This is a genomic window from Halorubrum sp. SS7, assembly GCF_005435055.1.
GTDB classification, from domain to species: domain Archaea; phylum Halobacteriota; class Halobacteria; order Halobacteriales; family Haloferacaceae; genus Halorubrum; species Halorubrum salinarum.
In genome coordinates this window covers 1-535 of sequence record NZ_SGXV01000260.1, presented here as the reverse complement: position 1 = coordinate 535, position 535 = coordinate 1, and the positions used below count along the sequence as shown (strand labels likewise).

Genomic DNA, 535 nt, shown 5'->3' with positions numbered 1-535 from the left:
ACCACCTGCGACGGCTCGGACCGTGTCCGGGACGGCCGTCGCAACGTCCGGCCCTTTATGTTCTCGTTCGCCGTCGTGGGTACTGTCCCATTCATGTCCAGCCGGCTCCGACATCCGCTCGTCTCCGTCGCTCTGACGTTCGCCGTCACGCTCCCGTGGATCGGGACGTTCTTCTCGTACGGCGGGTACGGCACCGTCCATCCGGGAGAGAACATCACGCCGCTGGCCGCCGTCCTCGTCTCCGGGCTATCGATCCTCGGCGCCGCGTTCCTGCTCGCGTGGGCCGCCGAGACCGCCGAGAAGGACGTTCCGCAGGCGTTCGCGATCGCGGTCCTCGCCGTGCTCGCCGTCGCCCCCGAGTACGCCGTCGACGCGCTGTACGCGTGGCAGGCCGGCGCCGGCTCGGCCGCGGCCGGCAACCTCGCGGTCGCGAACATGACCGGCGCGAACCGGATCCTCATCGGGCTCGGCTGGTCCGGTATCGCGCTGTTCACCATCTACCGCGCCGCGTCGACGAACGACGCCGCGGTCGAAC

1 pseudogene is annotated in these 535 nt (G+C 70.3%); it reads left to right on the top strand.

The window, feature by feature from the left end:
* Window positions 1–93: 93 nt before the first annotated feature.
* Window positions 94–535, top strand: a pseudogene (locus tag EXE44_RS17930) (sodium:calcium antiporter); the annotation flags it as partial.